At 69.7% G+C, this 19,672-nt stretch carries 19 protein-coding genes; 12 read left to right on the top strand and 7 right to left on the bottom strand.

The annotated features are described in order from the left end of the window. The first annotated feature begins 27 nt into the window (after nucleotides 1-27). Complete coding sequence (locus AC07AG_RS04495) at nucleotides 28-588, top strand: cytochrome b (protein WP_478751727.1); 561 nt, start codon at nucleotides 28-30, stop codon at nucleotides 586-588. 174 nt (nucleotides 589-762) lie between these two features. After that, the gene (locus AC07AG_RS04490) at nucleotides 763-1,341 is read left to right on the top strand and encodes a helix-turn-helix transcriptional regulator (protein ID WP_478751725.1); all 579 of its coding nucleotides are present in this window, start codon (nucleotides 763-765) and stop codon (nucleotides 1,339-1,341) included. Nucleotides 1,342-1,635: 294 nt separating this feature from the next. On the opposite strand, the gene AC07AG_RS04485 is transcribed toward AC07AG_RS04490, so the two are convergent. Then, nucleotides 1,636-2,025: a DUF3224 domain-containing protein gene (locus tag AC07AG_RS04485; RefSeq protein WP_478751723.1), complete on the bottom strand. Its 390-nt coding sequence runs from the start codon at nucleotides 2,023-2,025 to the stop codon at nucleotides 1,636-1,638. 108 nt (nucleotides 2,026-2,133) lie between these two features. Here AC07AG_RS04485 and AC07AG_RS04480 point away from each other — a divergent pair, with 108 nt between their 5' ends. Next, entirely contained in the window at nucleotides 2,134-3,888 is a 1,755-nt protein-coding gene (locus AC07AG_RS04480) for an ankyrin repeat domain-containing protein (protein WP_478751721.1), read from the top strand. A gap of 78 nt (nucleotides 3,889-3,966) precedes the next feature. On the opposite strand, the gene AC07AG_RS04475 is transcribed toward AC07AG_RS04480, so the two are convergent. Beyond that, nucleotides 3,967-4,830, bottom strand: coding sequence for an immunity 49 family protein (locus AC07AG_RS04475; RefSeq protein WP_478751719.1), 864 nt, complete (start codon nucleotides 4,828-4,830; stop codon nucleotides 3,967-3,969). Nucleotides 4,831-5,110: 280 nt separating this feature from the next. On the opposite strand from AC07AG_RS04475, the gene AC07AG_RS04470 reads away from it, so the two are divergent. Further along, the gene (locus AC07AG_RS04470) at nucleotides 5,111-5,773 is read left to right on the top strand and encodes a HutD/Ves family protein (RefSeq protein ID WP_478752233.1); all 663 of its coding nucleotides are present in this window, start codon (nucleotides 5,111-5,113) and stop codon (nucleotides 5,771-5,773) included. A gap of 96 nt (nucleotides 5,774-5,869) precedes the next feature. Here AC07AG_RS04470 and AC07AG_RS04465 read toward each other — a convergent pair whose 3' ends face one another. Continuing rightward, complete coding sequence (locus AC07AG_RS04465; protein WP_478752231.1) at nucleotides 5,870-6,253, bottom strand: SDR family NAD(P)-dependent oxidoreductase; 384 nt, start codon at nucleotides 6,251-6,253, stop codon at nucleotides 5,870-5,872. Nucleotides 6,254-6,702: 449 nt separating this feature from the next. Here AC07AG_RS04465 and AC07AG_RS04460 point away from each other — a divergent pair, with 449 nt between their 5' ends. Both AC07AG_RS04460 and AC07AG_RS04455 read left to right on the top strand, forming a co-directional pair. Beyond that, nucleotides 6,703-9,705 (top strand): 3-keto-alpha-glucoside-1,2-lyase-like domain-containing protein, encoded by a 3,003-nt coding sequence (locus AC07AG_RS04460; protein WP_478752229.1) that lies wholly within the window; start codon nucleotides 6,703-6,705, stop codon nucleotides 9,703-9,705. A 177-nt stretch (nucleotides 9,706-9,882) separates the two neighbouring features. Beyond that, nucleotides 9,883-10,296, top strand: coding sequence for a peptidase inhibitor family I36 protein (locus AC07AG_RS04455; RefSeq protein ID WP_478751717.1), 414 nt, complete (start codon nucleotides 9,883-9,885; stop codon nucleotides 10,294-10,296). Nucleotides 10,297-10,310: 14 nt separating this feature from the next. Here AC07AG_RS04455 and AC07AG_RS04450 read toward each other — a convergent pair whose 3' ends face one another. Continuing rightward, nucleotides 10,311-11,057 (bottom strand): DUF1838 family protein, encoded by a 747-nt coding sequence (locus AC07AG_RS04450; RefSeq protein WP_478751715.1) that lies wholly within the window; start codon nucleotides 11,055-11,057, stop codon nucleotides 10,311-10,313. A gap of 73 nt (nucleotides 11,058-11,130) precedes the next feature. Then, entirely contained in the window at nucleotides 11,131-12,042 is a 912-nt protein-coding gene (locus AC07AG_RS04445; protein WP_478751713.1) for a LysR family transcriptional regulator, read from the bottom strand. A 70-nt stretch (nucleotides 12,043-12,112) separates the two neighbouring features. Here AC07AG_RS04445 and AC07AG_RS04440 point away from each other — a divergent pair, with 70 nt between their 5' ends. The 3 genes from AC07AG_RS04440 to AC07AG_RS04430 all read left to right on the top strand — a co-directional run bounded on the left by AC07AG_RS04440 (nucleotide 12,113) and on the right by AC07AG_RS04430 (nucleotide 15,310). Beyond that, a complete protein-coding gene (locus tag AC07AG_RS04440; protein WP_478751711.1) occupies nucleotides 12,113-13,054 on the top strand; it encodes an NAD-dependent epimerase/dehydratase family protein in 942 nt (313 codons plus the stop codon). Nucleotides 13,055-13,068: 14 nt separating this feature from the next. Next, the gene (locus tag AC07AG_RS04435) at nucleotides 13,069-13,953 is read left to right on the top strand and encodes an aldo/keto reductase (RefSeq protein WP_478751709.1); all 885 of its coding nucleotides are present in this window, start codon (nucleotides 13,069-13,071) and stop codon (nucleotides 13,951-13,953) included. Between the two features lie 124 nt (nucleotides 13,954-14,077). Further along, complete coding sequence (locus AC07AG_RS04430) at nucleotides 14,078-15,310, top strand: cytochrome P450 family protein (RefSeq protein WP_478751707.1); 1,233 nt, start codon at nucleotides 14,078-14,080, stop codon at nucleotides 15,308-15,310. Nucleotide 15,311: 1 nt separating this feature from the next. Here AC07AG_RS04430 and AC07AG_RS04425 read toward each other — a convergent pair whose 3' ends face one another. Then, entirely contained in the window at nucleotides 15,312-16,022 is a 711-nt protein-coding gene (locus AC07AG_RS04425; protein ID WP_478751705.1) for a GNAT family N-acetyltransferase, read from the bottom strand. A gap of 321 nt (nucleotides 16,023-16,343) precedes the next feature. On the opposite strand from AC07AG_RS04425, the gene AC07AG_RS04420 reads away from it, so the two are divergent. The 3 genes from AC07AG_RS04420 to AC07AG_RS04410 all read left to right on the top strand — a co-directional run bounded on the left by AC07AG_RS04420 (nucleotide 16,344) and on the right by AC07AG_RS04410 (nucleotide 17,852). Then, complete coding sequence (locus tag AC07AG_RS04420; RefSeq protein WP_478751703.1) at nucleotides 16,344-17,003, top strand: DUF4232 domain-containing protein; 660 nt, start codon at nucleotides 16,344-16,346, stop codon at nucleotides 17,001-17,003. Between the two features lie 77 nt (nucleotides 17,004-17,080). Further along, a complete protein-coding gene (locus AC07AG_RS04415) occupies nucleotides 17,081-17,542 on the top strand; it encodes an SRPBCC family protein (RefSeq protein WP_478751701.1) in 462 nt (153 codons plus the stop codon). Nucleotides 17,543-17,555: 13 nt separating this feature from the next. Beyond that, on the top strand, nucleotides 17,556-17,852 hold the full coding sequence (locus tag AC07AG_RS04410) for a hypothetical protein (RefSeq protein ID WP_478751699.1): 297 nt from the start codon (nucleotides 17,556-17,558) through the stop codon (nucleotides 17,850-17,852). A 58-nt stretch (nucleotides 17,853-17,910) separates the two neighbouring features. Here AC07AG_RS04410 and AC07AG_RS04405 read toward each other — a convergent pair whose 3' ends face one another. After that, a complete protein-coding gene (locus tag AC07AG_RS04405; protein WP_478751697.1) occupies nucleotides 17,911-19,668 on the bottom strand; it encodes a putative Ig domain-containing protein in 1,758 nt (585 codons plus the stop codon). Nucleotides 19,669-19,672 lie beyond the last annotated feature (4 nt).

Raw genomic sequence — 19,672 nt, 5'->3', positions numbered from 1 at the left:
ACGTCCGCGAGAGGGCACGTTGGAGGGATGAGCCCTCGTCTGCGCAACGGCCCGCACGGCTATGGCATGGTCACGAAGACGCTCCACTGGGTGGTCTTCGTGACCATGGCCGCGCAGTTCTCCGTGGGATATCTGCTCGACGTGGACGACAGCGGCCATGGGCGGGGCCGCGGGCGGGGGCGGGGTGAGAGCTCGGGCCGAGGACGAGGCCGTGGCGGGGGCGGGGAGGACGGGTACGACCCTTTCGGCGATGACGCGCTGCTCACCCTGCACGTCGTGCTCGGCGCGACGGTGCTGCTGCTCGGCGTCGTCCGGCTCGCCTGGCGGCTGGCCACGCCGCTGCCCCCGTGGGCACCGACCCTGACCCACCGCGAGCGACGCCTCGCGCACGGAACCGAGACCGCCTTGTACGTGTCCATGTTCGCCGTTCCGGCCACCGGTATCGCACTGCTGCTGTCGGGCGACGATCTGCTCGTCGTCCACATCGCCTCGCATGTCGTCTTCTTCACGGCGCTGGCACTCCACGTCGGGTTGGTGCTCAAGCATCAACTGATCGACCGAGACCACCTGCTGCGCCGCATCACCTGAAGCGGCACCCGGCCGCAGCGGGCCCCGCCGAAGCCGCGGCCCCTGTCCCCCACCTCGTACGACGTGCGATGCTCGGCACCGTGCACAGCAGTCGTACAAGCCCCGTGCAGCGCGTGGTGCGGATCGCCGCCGAGGGCGCCCCGGTTCGTACCACTGTGGGACGCGCAGGCCCTGATGACCGAGGCCGAGCTGCTCACCGCCGAGGGGCGCGACGCAACCGCCCACTGGACGCGGGCCGTCGCCGCCACCGAGAGCCTGGAGGCCCCGGTACCGGCGGCCACCGCCCGGCTGCGGCTCGCACAGGCGCTGATCACCGAGGGCGGCGCCACGTCCCGCGAGGCAGCCGGTGAGCTGTTGCGGCAGGCCGAGGCGGTGGCGCGTGAGCTGGGCGCGGTGCCGCTCACGACGGAGATCACCACGCTGGCAGGCCGCGCCAGGATCCCGCTGCACCGGGCCGACGGGGGTGCGGCCCCGCCCGCGGAGCCGGCTCAGGCGCTGGGGCTCACCGCCCGGGAGCGGGATGTGCTGCGGCTGGTCGCCGCCGGGCGGAGCAACCGCAAGATCGCGGAGGAGCTGTTCATCTCGCCGAAGACGGCGAGCGTGCATGTCTCCAACATCCTGGCCAAGCTGAATGCTTCAGGCCGAGGGGAGGCTGCGGCGATCGCGCACCGGTTGGGGGTTGTCCGACGAGTGACGCTCCGCCGAGGTGACGGTGTTCGATTCCGGCCCCTGCACATAGAGTCAAGGTCATGACATCTGATCGGCCCCCGACACCGGCCATGGCCTTCCTGGAATCACAGGAAATCACCACAACTGACTGCCGCCAGTGCGGCACCCAGGTATCAGGCGTCAACGGCCGCTACGCGTGTGGAGTATGCGGATGGGTCAACAACTGGAGCGAAGGCCACAACGAGCTCCCCAGCGGCGACGACGACGTCCAGCACGGTGACCCCACGGACTCACCACGCGTGCAGAAGGGTACGGAGGCCTGAGAGCTGCCGTCGTCGCCGCCGGTCCGGCACCTGTCGGCCTCGGCCTCGGCAGCCCTCAGAGGGTGTAGACCAGGGTGAGCACTTGGTACTCGCGCTCCATGGCTTGCCCCGAGATGCCGGTGAGGCCGTCGGTCCCGGAGTGGGGGACGATGCTCCCGCCGCTGCTCTGGTCGTCCCCATCGGCCAGCCCGCTGTGCTGGATGACGAAGGTGCCCTGACGGCCGTCGAGGGTGCCCTCGATCCGCTCGGACGCCACGTAACCGCCGCCCGCGGCTCCCTGCGCCGTGAGCACTTCGGCGACGCCGGTGCCGTCGATCACGCCGCTGTACTGCTTGCGAATCGTGACCCGGGTCAGTTTGGGTCCTTCGGCAGGTTCCTCGTACACCTTCTCGTCGAAGTCGACGATCTCGAACTTGGCCTCGATGGTTCGCTGTTGATCAGTCATGGCGAGCAAGGCTAACCCCGGCCGCGCCACCGTCGTCCGGCGGGCGCCCGTCTGCCACCGGTGCGCTGGTGGGCGGGCGATGTCAGACCCCTCTGCCACGATCGGCACATGGGATTCTTCGACGATCTGGTCTTACCCGAGGAACCGGCCGCGGAACGGACCGTGTTGGTCCAGTTGTGCCCGCCGGGAACGGACGACGGGCGTCACGCGCCGCCCGTCGACTGGTTCGCACCGGTGCTGTACTCGCAGTTGGAGGTGGCCGGTGCCGGGGCGCACGCCCGGGTGGTGTTGACGGGATGGTCTCTGTGGCCGCAGGCCGCGACCCTGCATCTCTCCGTCTTCCGCAAGGCCCGATGGTCCAGCGCGGATGCGGGGCGGCAGTCAGGACTCAGGATCGGCCTGCTGTTCTCCGACGGCCGCCGGGTGACCTCACTGGATGCCACGGTGCAGCGAGCCGTGCAGTGGACGAGGCCGGACGGAGAGGAGAGCACGGCCATCACGGACCAGGCCGTCGGGCTGATCCCGCAGGACCTTGGACTGCACCAGTCCCGCCGCTCCCTGTTCAAGTCCGACGTCGACCTGTATCTGGCCGAGCTTCCCCCGCCGGGCGAAGCACAACTGGTCGTCGAGTGGCCGGACGAGGGCATCGACGAGACGCGTACGTCGATCGACACAGCTGCGTTGCGTGCCGGGTCGGCGCGGGTGCTCGAGGTCTGGCCGGGCCTCGAACCACCCGAGCCGACGGAGCAGCCGAGCTCCTTCGCGACCTTCGAAAGGGGCGGACCGCCCAGCTTCCTGGCTCGGCCTCTGACGGGGCGCCAGCGCACGATGCTGCGCCGTCAGGAAGAGGAACGGCTGCGCTTCGTGCCGCGGGCCGACTGGGAACGGATGGCCTACGGGGACTGGGGGAACATGACGGTGATCGGGGCCCGGCTCGATGGGGGCGCGCCGCCCGACGCCCGTGTCGACGGGCATGGGTCGACCCCGTTGCACCTGGCGGCGGAGCGCGGGGCAGCGGAAGCGGTCGCCGCGCTCCTGTCCCATGGCGCGGAGGCCGACGCACACGACGCCGACGAACACACGCCGTTGTGGTACGCGGCCTGCACCGTGGACGAGGACAGCGTCCGTGCGCTGATCGCCGCCGGAGCGGATGTATGGACGCCACAGACAGGCCTCTGGTCGCCGGGCCGGCTGCTGCTGTCCACGTCGCTCGCGTCCCACGTCAGGCAACTGCCCGGGGCGGTGGAGCTGCCCGCCGACGAAGCCACCGCTTTCCGGGAGGCGGACGCGCTCATCACGGCGTTCAGCGGACAAGCGCTGTGGACCGAGGGGCTCGGTCTCTGCTTCGTGCGGGGGCTGAGCGAGGAAGAGGTGCTCCGGCGCCTGGGCGGTGACCTCACGCGCTGCCCGACGGCAGACCTTGAGCACGCTCCCTTCGACCTGACGGACGCTGACGAATCCCTCCGCTACGTGGGCGTGACCACCGTGCCCGGTGCACCCGGCGGCTGCGTGATCATGCAAGAGGGATACATGCCGAGCGACGACTCCGTGCTGCGGGCGATATCGGCGGGGACCGCGGCGTACGGCATCTACTTCAACCCCAAGGGCGGCACCTTCGGGACCCTTGCACAGAACGGCGAGACGTCCGTGCACGAGGAGATCGGCCTGTCGCCGGACGAGTCGGACCCGCCCGCCTACTGGCACTTTCGCTTCTGGCAGCGACAGCACACGTTCCCGCACGACGCCAACACTCTCGCCTACGCCGCCGCGGCAGTCGGTCTGCGTGTCAGTGACGCCCAGGACGTGGTGGATCGCCGCGCGCCGCGCCGCTGGGTGGAGTTGCCTTCGCATCTTCAGCGCTGAGGAGTCCAGAGCAGGTCGGGACTGATCAGGGCTCGTCAGGGCTAGACAGGGCTCGACAGGACTCAGCAGGACTCAAGCTCAGATGGCGAACTCGCCGAGCCAGCCGCCCCGCAGGAGGTGCTCGGGCAGGTACTCCGACTCGACCTCGACGGGCATCCCCCCGTCGTGAGCCAGGCACGCGATCGCCAACGGGCCCAGGGCGATGCTGCCGTCGAGGTCGCTCTTTCGGTCCTCGGTCTGGGTCCAGTACATCTGGTGCAGCTTCAGCGCATCGGCCAGGACCTCGCTGAAACCCATCTCCTCCTTGGTGACGAAGCGGTAGAAGAGGTTGATCGGCGGATGGAGGATGCCGTCCAGCAGGTCACGCGGGGCGACGTGCGGCACCGACGGGCCGCACGCCTCGAACGTGGCCGTGAGCTTCTCCACCAGGCCGGGGCGGCGCAACCAGTAGGTCTGCAGGGTGTCCACCCAGTGGTAGACGTACTCGTCGTACTGCCCTTCCGGAGCGCGCAAGCGGTCCAGCGGAATCTCGCACAGCTGCGTCATCCGTTCCTGTTCACGGCAGACGGCAGCAAGCCAGAAGGCCTCCAACCAGGGGCCGGCATCCGCTGTGGAGAGCGGACCGACGGCCCGCAAGCTGCGTACCTTGCGGGCGATGCGGCACTCCGCGGCGCCCTCGCTGATGCCGGTGACGGCAAACAGCGCGGATCCCATCTGCATGGCCGTGGCCGCGGCCTCCCACGTCTCGACCGCAGCTGCCCGTGGGTCAATCGCACAACGCGCTCGCAGGTTCAGGACCGATGTGCGGAAGTCCGCGTCGATGGTGGACGCGGACTCCTCAAGCCGATCGATCTTCCCGCTGAGGTACTCGCCGAGTCGTTCCGCATTCGCTTCGGCCTCAGGCCCTGACGGCAGTTGATGCCGGTTGATGCGTGCAGTCACGGAAGGGCCCCCTGCTGATGTCGAACGGGCAGAACTCGATGTCCGGCGGACAGGCCGAACGACCCCGTCGGACGATGCGGGGTCCGAAGAAGGCTCTCAGAGACCGGGTGGACCGGCGCAGCCGGGGCGTGCGGCCACTCGCCCCGGCCCGCGCCGGATCTCTGTTTCGGCCCGTCAGGGGGTCGGGCATTTCGCCTGGTCAGCACGTAGGCTGACCCCGGAATCGGTGATCAAGTCCCCGCGCGTTCACGGGGTCCGACGGCGGAGAGACCCGGTGGCCATGGCCGGTTCGTCGGTGGCCGCGGGACTGCGGGACGACAGAAGAAGGAGGCGGTTTCGGGTGGGCGGAGACGTTCTGCGCTGGAGCGAATATCGCAGCATGCCGTGGAAGAACGGCGGCGGTACGACCCGGGAGGTCGCGTCGGGCACCGTGCAAGCGCCCGTGGCCTCCGCGGGGCCCGCGGACGGCTTCGACTGGCGGGTGAGTGTCGCGGACGTGGACGCGGGAGGCCCCTTCTCGCCCTTTCCCGGGATCGACCGTGTGATCACCCTGGTCGAGGGCGAAGGCATGGTGCTGACCGTGGACGGGAGCCCGCAGCCGGTCGAGCCGTTGAGCCCCTTCGCCTTCTCCGGCGACGCGGTGACGGACTGCCGCCTGGAGGCGGGCGCGGTACGCGACATGAATGTGATGACCCGCAGAGGCCGGGCGACGGCACAGGTCCGGATGGTCAACGTCGCCGCCGCACAGGGGGCGGAGATGGCGTGCTCCGCGGGCGAGACGCTCCTCGTCATGGCCGCCACCGAGGGCGTCGCCGTCGGCGGACCGGACGGGCGGGAATCCGCGCTCGGCCGTCTCGACTGCGTACGTCACGAAGGCCCGGGAACGCTCACCCTGCGGGGCGAGGGAGCGGTGGCTGCGATCAGGATCACCGCTGCGCGCTGACGCCGGGGCCCGCCAACCCCTCCCGCACCGGCGAGAGTTGACCAACCGCGCCTCCCCACCCTCGACAGGGTGCGTCGCTGTCGGTCACGCGGCGATTCAACTGAGTACGGCGTTCGGCATCACGGTTGGCGGCGGGGCGCACAACGTGGCTGGATGATGGCGAGTTGAGGAAATCCACGCGGCGGCTTTCCGATTTCGCGGTGGCGGTCCGGCGGACCCGCGCACCCTTGATGCAGGCGTCAGTGAGCGGTCCACCCGCCATCGAGTACGAGATTCGCACCGGTCATGCACGAGGACTGGTCCGAGGCCAGGAACGGACGCGACGCTGACGGTGACGCCTCCCCCGGTGCCGCGCATGGCGGGCAGCGCGTGCTTGTCACCGGCCACGACGACTCGCGCCCCTGCAGCCGCCAGACGCCGGGCAATGGCACGCCCCAGTCCGCTTCCCGCACCGGTCACCACCGCACATCGGCCGTCCATGGGCATGCGCTGCTCCTGTCCGCTCGTCCCGCCGCCAACCTCAGGCACATGGCTCGCCTGCCGTTCATTGTCGATCCGTGACCCGTGACCCCCACCGACCAGCGACGCCCTGCCGTCCCGTCAGGCTCCAGCCGGCACCGGCTCCGCCTTGACCCAGGCGGCCTCACGCCCGCGCTCTTGGCCCTGCAGGTCTCCCGCGAGAGCAACTCCACGCCAGTTTCTCCTTGTTGAGGACAAAGTATGGACGTCGCGAGGCACTCTTCGTACTCTGGGCGTCGCTCTCGTACGGAAGTCTGCGCAAGGCGCGGCCGAAATGCCGCGGCCCGCACCACCGCTATGTGCACGAACTCCACTCCGCGGACGCGGGCCGAGGCGGGCCCGAGCCGCCTCGCAGCGCCCCAGCAGGAGACAGAGTGACGCCACACGAGAACCCCACGCGCCCACCCCGCATCAGCCGACGCACGCGTCTGAGACCGCGCAGAGCCACCGGGATACTCCTGGGGCTACTCCTTGCGGCCGGGCTCACCGCGCCGGCCGTCGGCGCCGAGAAGAAGCCCTTCGCCGATCTGCCGCCGCAGGAACCCGGCGTCACGCTGCGGGTCTTCGACGTCCAGTCGCCGCTCAGCAAGCTCTGTGACCTCAAGCCCGCCCAGACCCCCAACGTCGACAAGCTGATCCCCACCGTCGACTGGTCCTCCACCGAAGGCTTCGGGTTCAACGACAACTTCGTCTCGCAGATCATCGGCAACATCAACGTCCCCGCCGACGGCGCGTACGCCTTCCGTCTGATCAGCGACGACGGCTCTCGTCTGTTCATCGGCGACAAGAAGGTCATCGACCACGACGGCCTGCACGGCGCCGAGCCCAAGGACGGCGAGATCACTCTCACCCCCGGCTACCACCCGCTGCGCATCGACCACTTCGACCGGAGCAACGACCAGCAGGTCACCCTGCAGTGGAAGCCGCCGGGCGCCGACTCCTTCGCGCTCGTGCCCAACTCCGTGCTCAGCACGGACGCCGACGTGGTGCGGGTCACCGCGCCGGGCCGAAAAGAGTGCGAGGGCAGTTACGACACCCCCGGCGACGGCCTCCCGCTGAAGTCGGTCAACCCCGGATACACGCTGACCGACCTGCGCCCCAAGGGATTTGAACCGCAGGTGTCCGCCATGGACTGGCTGCCCGACGGCCGGCTCGCTGTCACTACTTGGGGCGGCAGCCTGGAGACCAAGGGCGAGGTGTACGTCCTCGACAACGTCACCGGCGACACCGGTCCCGACAAGGTCACGTACGAGAAGATCGCCGACGGGCTCAAGGAGCCGATGGGCATCAAGTACGTGGACGGAAAGCTGTATGTCTCCGAAAAGCACCAGCTGACCGAGCTCGCCGACATCAACGGCGACAACGACGCGGGCGAGCGGCGGAAGATCGCCGAGTGGCCCTACGGCGGGAATTTCCACGAGTTCGCGTTCGGGCTGCTCTACGAGAAGGGCGACTTCTATCTGAACCTCTCCGTCGCCATCAACTACGGCGGCGCGACGACCGATCCGCAGCCCGCCGCCAACCGCGGCACCACCATCAAGGTGAACAAGGCGAGCGGCAAGGTCAGTTATCTGGCCGGTGGTCTGCGTACCCCCAACGGCATCGGCCGCGGTCCGGACAACGAGCTGTTCGTCACCGACAACCAGGGCGGCTGGCTGCCCGCGTCGAAACTGATGCACGTCAAGCAGGACCGGTTCTTCAACCACTACACCAACCCCGAGGGCCCGTTCGACGACAAGAGCGTCACCAAGCCGGTGCTGTGGCTGCCGCAGAACGAAATAGCCAACTCCCCCAGCACCCCCATGACGGTGAAGAAGGGGACCTTCGCCGGGCAGCTGATGTTCGGCGACGTCACGTACGGCGGCCTGCAGCGCGCCGACCTGGAGAAGGTCAACGGCGAATTCCAGGGCGCGGTCTTCCGGCACACCCAGGGGCTTGAGTCCGGCATCACCCGCATCTCCACGGGACCGGACGGCGCCATCTACACCGGCGGGCTCGGTGCGGACGGCAACTGGGGCCAGGAGGGCAAACTCCGCTTCGGCCTGCAAAAGCTCACCCCGAACGGCAAGACCGCCTTCGACATCAAGACCATGCGTGCCACCCGCGACGGCTTCAAGCTCACCTACACCAAGCCGCTGTCGGACAAGACCGTCGAGAAGCTGACCAGCGGCGCCTACTCCGTCGAGCAGTGGCGCTACGCCCCCACCCCCGCCTACGGCGGCCCCAAGGTCGACGAGGAGTCCCTGCCCGTCACCGGCGCCCGCATCTCGGATGACCGCCGCACCGTCCAGCTGACCATCCCCGGCCTCAAGAGCGACCGCGTGGTGCACGTACGCTCACCGCGCCCGTTCTCCTCGACCGACGACGAGCAGCTGTGGTCCACCGAGGCCTGGTACACGCTGAACGCGCGCCCCGGCCACGACGATCCGGTCACCTCCTACGACGCCGAGTCGGCCCGTCTCTCGGGCGGCGCGGACATCGACACCGAGCACGCCGGCTTCACCGGCGGCGGCTTCGTCGACGGCTTCGGCGAGCCGGGTGCCTCCGCCACCTTCGACGTCCAGGCTCCGGCCAAGGGCACCTACTCCGTGGGCCTGCGTTACTCCAACGGACCCAACCCCGCCGCCGGAACCAAGACCCTCGGGGTCAGCGTGAACGGCGGAACGGCGCGCCAGACGAAGCTCCCCTCGACCGAGACGTGGAAGCGCTGGTCGACCAAGACCGAGCAACTCGCCTTGCGCAAGGGCCGCAACACCATCACGTACACCTACCGGCCCGAGGACACCGGCCACGTCAACCTCGACATGATCGAGGTGCGCAAGCCGGGCGGCCGTATCGACCTGTTCTCCGGCGGCAGCGCCTCCACCGCCTGGCAGCACACCGACGGCCGCAGCGTCGAGTGGCCGCACACCGCCGACAAGTCGATCGAGGTCTGCTGTGGGGACATCCGCACCAAGCAGGCCTTCGGCGACTTCAAGCTGCACGCGGAATTCCGCGTGCCGAAGCTGCCCGACGACGTGACGGGACAGGATCGCGGCAACAGCGGGATCTACCTTCAGGAGCGCTACGAGATCCAGATCCTGGACTCGTTCGGAGTGGAGAAGCTCGCCGCGAACGAAGCCGCGTCCATCTACACCAAGAAGGCCGCCGACCTCAACGCCTCCACCGCGCCGGAGACATGGCAGACGTACGACATCGTCTTCCGCGCGGCCCGCTACGACGCGGACGGCAAGAAGACGGCAGACGCCAGGGTCAGCGTGGTGTGGAACGGCAAGAAGGTCCACGACGACGTGGCCGTCGACGGCCCGACCGGGGCGGGCGATCCCGAATCCGCGGCGGCGGGCGCGATCCGGCTCCAGGACCACGGCAACAAGGTCCGCTTCCGCAACGTCTGGATCGAACCGGTCGACTGACCACCGGCACGACCGAGCGCTCTGCGGGCCGTCGAGTGACGGCCCGCAGAGCGCACATGTCACCCCTGCGGGGGATAGCCGATCACCGAACAGGGCAACGAGCCTGAGGTGACAACGGCCCGCACCTCACGGACTCGCGGGCCCTGATGACAGAGGCGGACAGGTATGCGCAGGGCCATGGCAAAGAGGAACAAGCTCTCCGTGCTGCTCGTGGCGGTGGCCGCGGCCACCGCCACCGCGGTGCCGCTCTCCACGGCCCACGCGGCCGATGGGTACGACCGGTGCCCGGACGGCTCGTACTGCATGTTCTCGGGCCTCGACGGAACCGGCGACATGATCGCCCTGAAGGGAAACACCCCGGACCTCGCGGCGCTCGGCATGTCCGACCGTGCCAAGTCGGACTGGAACCGCACGCCCTCCACCATCTACCTCTGGTCCGACGCGAACTACTCCGGCTGCACGGTCGTCACCTCTGCCGGGCCGACCGGCAAAGGCAACTTCTTCCCCGCCTACCGCGACTTCCTGAGCTCGGTGCGGTTCGACGGGCCGGGCGGTCAGAGCTGCGGCACGCCGCCCGGCGAAGACGGCTGAGCCAGGCTGAACGGCTACTTCGGCGGGTTGAGCTTGCGGAAGTACGTCCAGCTGGTCTCGTTCGGCTCGCTCCACTTCTCCGGGGCCTGGGCGAACTCCGGGTGGTGGTCGGCGATGTAGGCACGGGTGCGCTCGGGAACCTCGTCGTACGAGCCGAGCTTGCGACCGCGGCAGTGGTAGGTCAGACCGCCGGGCCGCTGGCCGCGGGCCATCCACGGGAGCCACTGGGACATCCGGGTCCACGACATGGTGGCCGGAACGCTGGGCGCCGGTCCTGCCAGGTCGGCCCGGTCGGCGAAGAACTGGAAGAGCTCCAGAGCCTTGTACGTGTCGCCGGCCGAGTGCACGGGGTACTCGGCCACCGGCAGCGGCGAGGGGTAGGACAGCGGGATCTCCAGGCTGAAGCAGACCTGCCCACCGAGATCGGTCGTCGGGATCGGGAAGGGGCGCCACTTCTGGTTCGCCGGGTCATTCCATATGTGCACCACCGGCAGGTCCTGCCAGGTCTCCAGGATCTCGCGCGTCACGGGGTCCAGGTAGAAGGCGGCCTCGCGCGTGAGCAGTTGGTAGGCGTCCGGACCGCCTTCGGCATCCTGGACGAGGCGGGCGACGTTGAGCCCTTCGAAGCCGAAGACGCGCTGGTAGGGCTCGTCGGGGGCCCAGGAGTACACGTCTCCGGACCACCAGTACGTGACCTCTTCGCCGTCGAGGGAGGCCCGGGTGCGGGCGAAGGAGCGGAGCAGCTCTGCCGGTGTCGTCATACGGAGAACTCTGCTCCACTGCCGAGCCGTCCGCGCGGGCGGGGCATGCGGCCGGAGTGGCGACACCCGGCGGTCACCTGTCGTCCACGGCTGCCGCCTGCTCCTGGAGAGCCCTGATCAGGGTCGCGAGCTGGGGGTCGTCGCGGCGGCGGCTGATCGTGGCGACGCCGATGTGCCGCGTCGGAACCGGCTCCTTGATCGGGACGGAGCGCACGCCCGGCACCTCCGGAGACAGCGCGATGGAAGGGACGAGCGAGATCCCCATGCCCGCGGCGACGAGCGAGCGCGCGAAGAAATAGTCGGTGGTCGTGCCGCGCATCTGCGGGCTGAAACCGGCCCGCTCGGCATAACGCCTCAGATACGCCTCTGTCTTGAGGCAGCCGAGCACCCAGGACTCGGCCGCGAGCTCGGAGAGGTCGAGCGCGGTGTGACCGGCAAGTCGATGGGCCTCGGGCAGCACGACGTGCAAGGGGTCGCTCAAGAGCGCGGTCCACTCCACGCCTGAATTCCCGCTCACCCGGCCGGGCAGCGGGCCGTCGAAGTGATAGGCGAGCGCGAGGTCCACGGCGCCCTGGCGGACCAGAGCCAGGCTGTCTTCGGGCTCGCCCTCCCTGACATGGAGCACGGTGTCGGGATGGGCCGCCGTCAGCCGGGCGAGGGCGCCGGGCAGCAGAAACCTGCCGCCGCTGGTGAACGTGGCGACGGTGAGCTGAGTGCGGCCCGTGCCGAGCCGCTCGACCTGCTGTTGTGCGTGCGCAAGCTCGGCGGTGACCGACTCGGCGGCCTGGACCATGATCCGGCCGGCCTGGGTGAGGGCTACCCCGCGTGTGCTGCGCGCCACGACCTGCGTGCCGAGGCTGCGCTCCAGGACAGCCATGTGCTGGGAGACGGCGGAGGGGGTGAGACGGAGCGCTGCCGCCGCCCGGTTGAAGCTGCCGTGCTCCGCCACCGCTCTCAGGACGCGAAGCCGCTGCACATCGATCAACAGTATTCCTTAATACGCATCCAGTAAGTCAGTACTTCTGCTGGTGACGTTAGACCTTCAGGGTGGGGGCATGCAGAGAATCTGTGTCATCGGAGGCAGTCGGTACTTCGGAAAGCTCCTGGTCCAGCAACTGCTGGCCGCCGGGCACCAAGTCACCGTGATCAACCGCGGCTCCACCCCGCCGCCCCCGGGCGTCGAGCACCTCGTCGCCGACCGCGACGACGAGACCGCCCTGACCACCGCGCTCGGCTCCCGCACCTTCGACGTGGTCGTCGACCAGGTCTGCTACACCCCCGTGCAGGCCGCCATCGCCGCCCGCGCCTTCCACGGCCGCACCACTCGGTACGTGATGACGTCCACGATCGAGGTGTACGACCCGGCGACCGCCGCGCTGCCCGCCGTCCCGCACGGCACCCCCGTGCCGGAAGACGTCGTGGAACCGGCCGCCTGGCAGGTGCGGGCGGACCTGCCCTGGCACGACTCGGCGTACCTCGAAGCCCACTACGCCGAGGGCAAGCGCCAGGCGGAGGCCGTCTTCACCCAGGAGGGCGGGTTCGCCTTCGCCTCCGTGCGCAGCGCCCACGTGCTCGGCGGCGGCGTGCGGGAGTTCACGGGGCGCCTCGCTCACTACACCGAGCGCATCGGCCAGGGCGCGGAGATCGCCGTGCACGCCGAGCTGCTGCCCACCGTGTTCATCCACTACGAGGAGCTGGCGGACCTGCTGCTGTGGGCGACCACGGCCACCGACTTCACCGGCCCGGTGAACGCCTGCTCGGACGAACTGCTCGACGTACGCGCTCTGTGCGCCGTCATCGCGACGCAGACCGGCCGGGAACCCGTGTACCGGACCGTCGCCGCGGGAGCCGCGGCCTCGCCGTTCTCCTTCGACCGCCACTACGCGATGAGCAACAGGCGTGCGAAGGAACTGGGTTTCACCTTCTCGCGCACCACCGACTGGCTGCCCGCCGCCGTCGCCGAAGCCCTCCATGCATCCGCCGCCCGATCCATCTGAGGAGCAGAGCCGCCATGCAGTACCGCGCCATCGGGAACACCGCCGTCAGCGCCGTCGGCCTGGGTGCCATGCCGCTGTCCATCGAGGAGCGACCGGACGAGGAGCGGGCCATCGCCACCCTCCACGCCGCCCTCGACGCGGGCGTCACGCTCATCGACACCGCCGACAGTTACCACTGGCACGCCGGAGAGAGCGGCCACAACGAACTTCTCGTCGCCCGCGCCCTGGCCCGCTACGGCAGCGACACCTCCGGCGTCCTCGTCGCCACCAAGGGCGGCCGCGGACGGCCCGGCGACGGCAGTTGGACGGTCACCGGCACCCCCGGACACCTCAGGAGCGCCGCAGAGGCATCCGTGAAGCGGCTGGGTGTCGAAGCCATCGGCCTCTACCAGCTGCACAAGCCGGATCCGGCGGTGCCCTGGACCGACTCCGTCGGCGCGCTGCTCGAACTCCTGGACGCAGGCACGATCCGTGCCGCAGGGATCTCCAACGTGAACGCCGACCAGATCCGCGAGGCGCACGCGATCCTCGGCGACAGGCTCGTCTCCGTCCAGAACCAGTACTCCCCCGCCGTGCGCGACAGCGAGCCCGAACTGCGGCTGAGCGCGGAGCTTGGCCTGGCCTTCCTGCCCTGGAGTCCACTGGGCGGCATCACCCGCAGCTCCCTCGACGGCCCCTCAGGCCCGACCTCGGCGGGCACCGCCTTCCACCACGTCGCGGCCGTGCACGGCGTCAGCCCGCAACAGATCGCACTGGCGTGGCTGCTCGCCCGCTCCCCGGCCATGATCCCGGTCCCGGGAGCCAGCCGCCCGGCATCCATCGCGGACTCGGCCCGGGCCACCGAACTCGAGCTGAGCTCGGCGGAGATGGCGGACCTCGACGCCACGCTGCCGCATTGAACCGGCCGGCAGTCCGACCGGTCGCCCGCTTGCGGTCGCACCTGATTGTGCGGACGGCCACCGCACAACAGCTGGACGTGCTGTCCTGGTTGCAGCCCGCCTCTCCGCCTCGAGGAGCTCTCGCATGCACCAGCCGCAGATACTTGTCCTGGACGCCACCGGGAGCGACCGGCACGCCGAGGATGCCGAGCTGCGCTCGCGCGGTCCGGCTGCCCGTGTCGATGTCCTGGGTGTCGAAGCGTGGGCGGTGACCGACCCGGCTCTTCTCAAGCAACTCCTCACCGACCCCCGGGTCTCCAAGGATCCCCGGCAGCACTGGCCGATGTTCCCCGACAAGATCGTCGGCATCTGGCCCCTGGCGCTGTGGGTGGCCGTCGACAACATGTTCACCGCCTTCGGCGGCGACCACCGGCGGCTGCGGCATCTGGTCAGTCCGGCTTTCACCTCGCGGCGTATCGCCGCGCTGCAGCCGCGCATCGAGGAGATGGTCCACGCGCTGGTCGATGAACTCGCCGCCCTTCCCTCCGGAGAACCCACCGACCTGCGCGAGCGGTTCGCCTACCCGCTGCCGGTCCGGGTCATCAGCGAGCTCATGGGGCTTCCCGACCACTCCCAGCGCAGCTTTCGCCGTACCGTCGACGGCGTCTTCGACACCACGCTCAGCCCCGATCAAGCCGCCGCGAACACTCAGGAGCTGTACGCGATCCTGGCCGACCTCGTCGCGGCCAAGCGCGCCGATCCCGGCGCGGACATGACCTCCGTGCTCATCGCCACCCGGGACGACGACGGCTCCGCGCTGACCGAGCAGGAACTGCTCGACACCCTCCTCCTCGTGATCAGCGCGGGGTACGAGACCACCGTCAACCTGTTGGACCAGGCCATCGCCGCGCTGCTCACCCATCCCGAACAGCTCGCCCTGGTGCGCGAGGGCAAGAGCACGTGGTCCGACGTCGTGGAAGAGACCCTGCGCTACGAGGCACCGGTCGCGCACCTGCCCATGCGGTTCGCGGTCGAGGACATCACGCTGGCGCAGGGGCTCACGATCCGTCAGGGCGAGGCGATCCTCGCCTCGTACGCCGCAGCAAGCCGCCACCCCGACCTCCACGGCCCGAGCGCCGGCTCCTTCAACGTGACGCGCGCGGGCAAGACCCATCTCGCCTTCGGCCACGGCGTCCACGTCTGCCTCGGCGCCGCCCTGGCCCGGATGGAGGCCGAGACCGCGCTCCGGGCGCTGTTCACCCGCTTCCCGGACCTCGCCCTCGCCGTCCCCGTGTCCACACTGCGCCCCGCGGAGTCATTCATCTCCAACGGGCACCGGGAACTTCCGGTCATCCTCCGCCCTCACACCGGAAACTGACTCAATCGCTCAAGATCCCGCCGAGTGAACGCCGTTGCCGACCGTCCTCAAGGAAGTTCTCCGGCGCCAGCCAGGCACGGAACGCCTTGCGAAGCAGCGGCCATTCGCCGTCGACGATCGAGTACCAGGCCGTGTCGCGGTTGCGCCCCTTGTACACCAGCGCCTGACGGAACACGCCCTCGAAGGTGAAGCCGAGACGCTCGGCCGCCTTGCGCGACGGCGCGTTGAGGGCGTCGCACTTCCACTCGTAGCGGCGATAGCCGAGCCCGTCGAAGGCGTAGGCCATCAGGAGGTACTGCGCCTCCGTCGAGACCGGGGTGCGCTGCAGCAGCGGTGAGAACACCACGTAGCCGACCTCGACGACTCCGTCGGCCGGGTCGTGCCGCATCAGCGACATGGTGCCCACCGCCCTGTCCGTCCTGCGGTCGATCACCGCGTAGTGCAGCGGATCGGCACTGCGGGCCGCGGCCTCGGCCCAGCGGCGGTACTTGTCGGCGGTGTCGAAGGGCCCGTCGGGCAGGTAGGTCCAGTTCCGGCCGTCGGTCTCGGTCGCATAGGCCGCGTAGAGCTCGTCCGCGTGCCGCCCGGCGTCAAGCGGCTCGAGGCGGCAGTACGCACCGTCCAAGTCGACCCTCGCGGGGGCCGGACGGGGCGTCCAGTCGGGAAGGGGCTCGCCGACGGGCTGGTCGAATGCGTTCAGACGTGGTGTCACAAGATCTCCAGGGTGTTTGCTCTCCGGCCACGCTACGGCCGGGGTCAAGATGCCCCGGGTCACGGGTCTGTCCCAACGGGCGGTGGCCTCGAACTGGTGCGCCAAGGTGGCGGGAGGCCGGTGACGGCGAGGTGTGACCGGTGATGGCGCTCGTGGTGGCGGTCCGTGCATGTAACAGGAATGTCTTAGGGGGCAGTTGGGGGGAACGCCTGATCGGTCTTGTGCGGTCCTGGTGATCAGAAATGCTCGCTCGTGCCCATGCGGACCGAGCAGCGCACCACATGGCACCGCACCACCCCGACTGACACTGAGGAAGAAACGATGCGCGTTCACAAGCTCACCTTCGCCGCCCTGGCCGTTGCCGCAGGTCTCTCACTGACGGCCTGCAACGGCGACGACACGGCACAGAGCGACCCGTCGTCCGCGTCCACCGAGTCTTCTTCGGGCGGCTCCGACTCGGGGGATGCGGGCTCGGGCGATGCGGGGCAGGACAGCGCGAAGGAATCCGGCGGGCAGGGTACGGCCGCCGGGAGCGGCTCCGAGGCGAACAGCAAGGTCGGCAAGTGCCGTACCGACGATCTGGACATCACCGCGTCGGACAGCACCATCGACGGCGACACCGACGGCTCGGTGGCGGTGACGTTCCAGAACGGCGGCGGCCGTGACTGCCTCCTGTCCGGTTTCGCGGGCGTCGACCTCAAGACCAGCGAGGGGGAACTGTCCGCCGAGCGCAGTGGCCAGGGAGCCGCCCCGATGACCCTCAAGGACGGCAAGTCGGTCTCCTTCAGCATCAGTTACCCGGTCAACGACTCGGGCGGCTCCGGCGTCGGGGTCACCGGCCTGGTCGTCACCCCGCCCGGCGAGACGAAGTCGTACTCCCTCGAATGGCCGGGCGCCGCCACCCTGCCCGTCACCGACGGCTCCGGCTCCCCGGTCAAGGTCTTCGCCATCGGCAGCGCCGGCCAGGGCGGGGCGAACTGACCCCTTCCGTGACAGAGGGGCGCACGGGGTCGTAGGCGACCCCTCCCCCGGTTCCGTGATCGTGCGAGGGTGGCCCCATGACGACAGAGCGATTCGAAGTGCAGCGTCAGATTGCCGCGTCCCCGGAGAAGATCTTCGCCTTGTTGTGCGATCCGGCCGGGCATGTGGCGATCGACAGTTCAGGAATGCTGCAGTCCGCCGAGGGCGAGCCCGCGCGCGGTACCGGCGACGAATTCGTCGTCCACATGGACCGCGAGGCGCTGAACGACTATCCGTTGGGCAAGTACGACGTCACCGTGATCATCACGAAGTTCGAGCAGGACGCCCTGATCGAATGGACGATCTCCGGCCAGGTGCAGCCTCCCATCCGGCACCTCTACGGCTACCGGCTCAAGGCCAACGAGGGCGGCACTCTGGCGACCTCGTACTACGACTGGAGCGAGATCGAGGAACGGTACCGGGACGCGGGCATCTTTCCCGTCATCCCTGAGGCGGGCCTGCGCGCGACCCTCGGGATCCTGGCGCGGAACGTGGAGTAACGACGGCCTCGTCGTGCGCGTTCGGCCCTGCTCGGCCGAGCTGTCAACCAGGAAGTTCAGCGCTCGGATCGTCAACAGTGGGACACCGGACGCGGGTGTGGACCACATCCGCTTCACCGCGGAGAAGTACTCGCCCCTCACGGGCAAGGCGCACAAGTACAAGGGCTGCCTGCACTACGCAACTTCGGACGGGTCGGGCGGCCAGTACAAGGTCGAACTCAAACCGACGAACAGCTACGGGTACACCGTGACGTCCCTGACGTGGGGCCCCGAATGCAGGCCCGGCGAAGAGGTGCTCGAGGGCGCCTGACCGGCCCGGAGGCGGCTGCCCCCGGCCAAGCGTGGCCCGGGGGCAGCGGTTCATCCGGTCAGGACCAGATCGTGAAGGTGACGGCGACGGAGGCCTTCTTGCCCGTCGCGTCGGTGACTGTCATCGTCGCATTGCGGAATCCCCAGCTCGTCGGGGTACCCGAGATCAGGCCCGTGGTCGGGTGAACAGCCAGCCCTGCGGGCAGATTTGTCGCGGTGAAGGTGTAAGGGGCCGTGCCGCCGGTCGCCTTCAGCGGCACGCTCACCAGGCGACCCACGTAGCCGTTCTGGCTGCCGGGATCGGCAAGCTTCGGTGCGCCTGAGCCGGGGGCCGTCACGGTCCACGTGAAGGATGTGGACCCCTTCTTGCCGACCGCGTCCGTCGCGGTCAGCGTCACCTGGTGCGTGCCGGCGGCCGTCGGGCTGCCCGAGACGGTGCCGGTGGACGCGTCGACGGACAGTCCTGCGGGCAGGCCTGTCGCGGTCCATGTGTAGGGGGCCGTGCCACCCTCCGCACGGTTGGGCAGCTCCACCCGGCCGCCGGTGGCGGTGGTCTGCGCGGACACCGCCGACACCGTCACCTCGCCGGGCTGAGGGTTCGAAGTCGCCAGCTGGGCCCCGAACTTGGCGAGAGCTTCGTTGACCGGCTGGAAGATGGTGTACTTCTCACCGCTTCCGCCGCTGCACGTCGCGCTGCCGCCGCCCGAGTGCAGACCCACGGCCCGGCCCCCGGCCGGCGTGACGTAGCTACCGCCCGAGTCACCCCCTGCTGAGCATGCGCTGGAGTAGGAGAGCCCGTCGATCACCACGTTGCCGTAGTCGACACTCTGGTCGACCTTGGTGACCTCACCGCATCGGTATCCGGTCGTCTGACCCGAGTGGCACACAGCCGTGCCCACGACCGCTTCGGCGGAGCCCGTCACGGCGACGTCGCCCGCGCCCCAGCCCGCCACCTTGGGCGCGAGCGACCAGCCCGCCTGGTCGACATCGACGATGCCCATGTCGCCCTCGCGGGCGTTGACCGACCCGGTGCCGTTCCTGTTCGACGTGCCGACGCGCGTGCCGTCCTTGCCGTACGCGGGCTGGCTGACGTCGTTCGTGCAGTGCCCGGCGGTGAGGAACGCCTTGCCGGCGCCACTCGTCCGCGTCACGGGAAAGCCGATCGAGCAGGGCGACTCGCTGCCGGGCGTCCACTTCTCACCGCCCACCACATCGCCGCCCTGCTGGCGGGGCACGTCGCGGGACTCGACCACCCGTATGAGACCGCCGAGCGAGGCGAGCCTGGTCCGCAGGGCCTTGGTCGCCGCGGTCGACGCGGCGGGGTCGACGACCACGTCGACCCGTCCCGCGCGGGCGTCAGGGCCCCACGAGCGCACGCCAGGCACCCCCCGGCTCCACGCGCCGACGGCCTGCGCCGCCGCCTCCAACTCGGCCTGTGTACGGCGTGCTTGGTGCGGCACCGCTCCGGCGGCCCGCGCGGCCTCGGTCGCCCGGGGTGTGGTGACGGCGGCGTGGAGACGCCCGTCGGCCGCGTCGAACCAGAGGGCGGTGGCCCGGTCGCCGACCTCGGCGCGGATCACGGTCGCCGCGCGCTGGGCACGGGATTCGTCGGCCAGCCGCTCAGTCACTTCCGCGGGGCTCACTCCGAGGTCTCGCGCCAGGGCGGCGCGGAGCTCGTCCGGCAGGCGCGGCTCGGCCGTCGTTCCGGGGGAAGGGGCAGCGGGGGTATCCGCATGGGCGGGCAGGGCGGCAAGGCCTGCGAGGGCCGCTGCAGCCACGAGGCCGGCCAGGAGCGGCCGTTGGGACAGGGGTCGCATGGGG

This window comes from Streptomyces sp. NPDC044044 (assembly GCF_056434405.1).
The sequence above is the reverse complement of the archived record's forward strand: the minus strand, read 5'-3'. Positions and strand labels throughout refer to the sequence as shown.

Excerpts from the sequence above, each read along its gene's own strand:
- AC07AG_RS04420 (WP_478751703.1), top strand. The coding sequence starts at position 16,344 with ATGCGCGTTCACAAGCTCACCTTCGCCGCCCTGGCCGTTGCCGCAGGT.
- AC07AG_RS04415 (WP_478751701.1), top strand. The coding sequence starts at position 17,081 with ATGACGACAGAGCGATTCGAAGTGCAGCGTCAGATTGCCGCGTCCCCG.
- AC07AG_RS04440 (WP_478751711.1), top strand. The coding sequence starts at position 12,113 with ATGCAGAGAATCTGTGTCATCGGAGGCAGTCGGTACTTCGGAAAGCTC.
- AC07AG_RS04470 (WP_478752233.1), top strand. The coding sequence starts at position 5,111 with ATGGCCGGTTCGTCGGTGGCCGCGGGACTGCGGGACGACAGAAGAAGG.
- AC07AG_RS04485 (WP_478751723.1), bottom strand. The coding sequence starts at position 2,025 with ATGACTGATCAACAGCGAACCATCGAGGCCAAGTTCGAGATCGTCGAC.
- AC07AG_RS04465 (WP_478752231.1), bottom strand. The coding sequence starts at position 6,253 with ATGGACGGCCGATGTGCGGTGGTGACCGGTGCGGGAAGCGGACTGGGG.
- AC07AG_RS04435 (WP_478751709.1), top strand. The coding sequence starts at position 13,069 with ATGCAGTACCGCGCCATCGGGAACACCGCCGTCAGCGCCGTCGGCCTG.
- AC07AG_RS04430 (WP_478751707.1), top strand. The coding sequence starts at position 14,078 with ATGCACCAGCCGCAGATACTTGTCCTGGACGCCACCGGGAGCGACCGG.
- AC07AG_RS04450 (WP_478751715.1), bottom strand. The coding sequence starts at position 11,057 with ATGACGACACCGGCAGAGCTGCTCCGCTCCTTCGCCCGCACCCGGGCC.
- AC07AG_RS04455 (WP_478751717.1), top strand. The coding sequence starts at position 9,883 with ATGGCAAAGAGGAACAAGCTCTCCGTGCTGCTCGTGGCGGTGGCCGCG.
- AC07AG_RS04480 (WP_478751721.1), top strand. The coding sequence starts at position 2,134 with ATGGGATTCTTCGACGATCTGGTCTTACCCGAGGAACCGGCCGCGGAA.
- AC07AG_RS04490 (WP_478751725.1), top strand. The coding sequence starts at position 763 with ATGACCGAGGCCGAGCTGCTCACCGCCGAGGGGCGCGACGCAACCGCC.
- AC07AG_RS04495 (WP_478751727.1), top strand. The coding sequence starts at position 28 with ATGAGCCCTCGTCTGCGCAACGGCCCGCACGGCTATGGCATGGTCACG.
- AC07AG_RS04405 (WP_478751697.1), bottom strand. The coding sequence starts at position 19,668 with ATGCGACCCCTGTCCCAACGGCCGCTCCTGGCCGGCCTCGTGGCTGCA.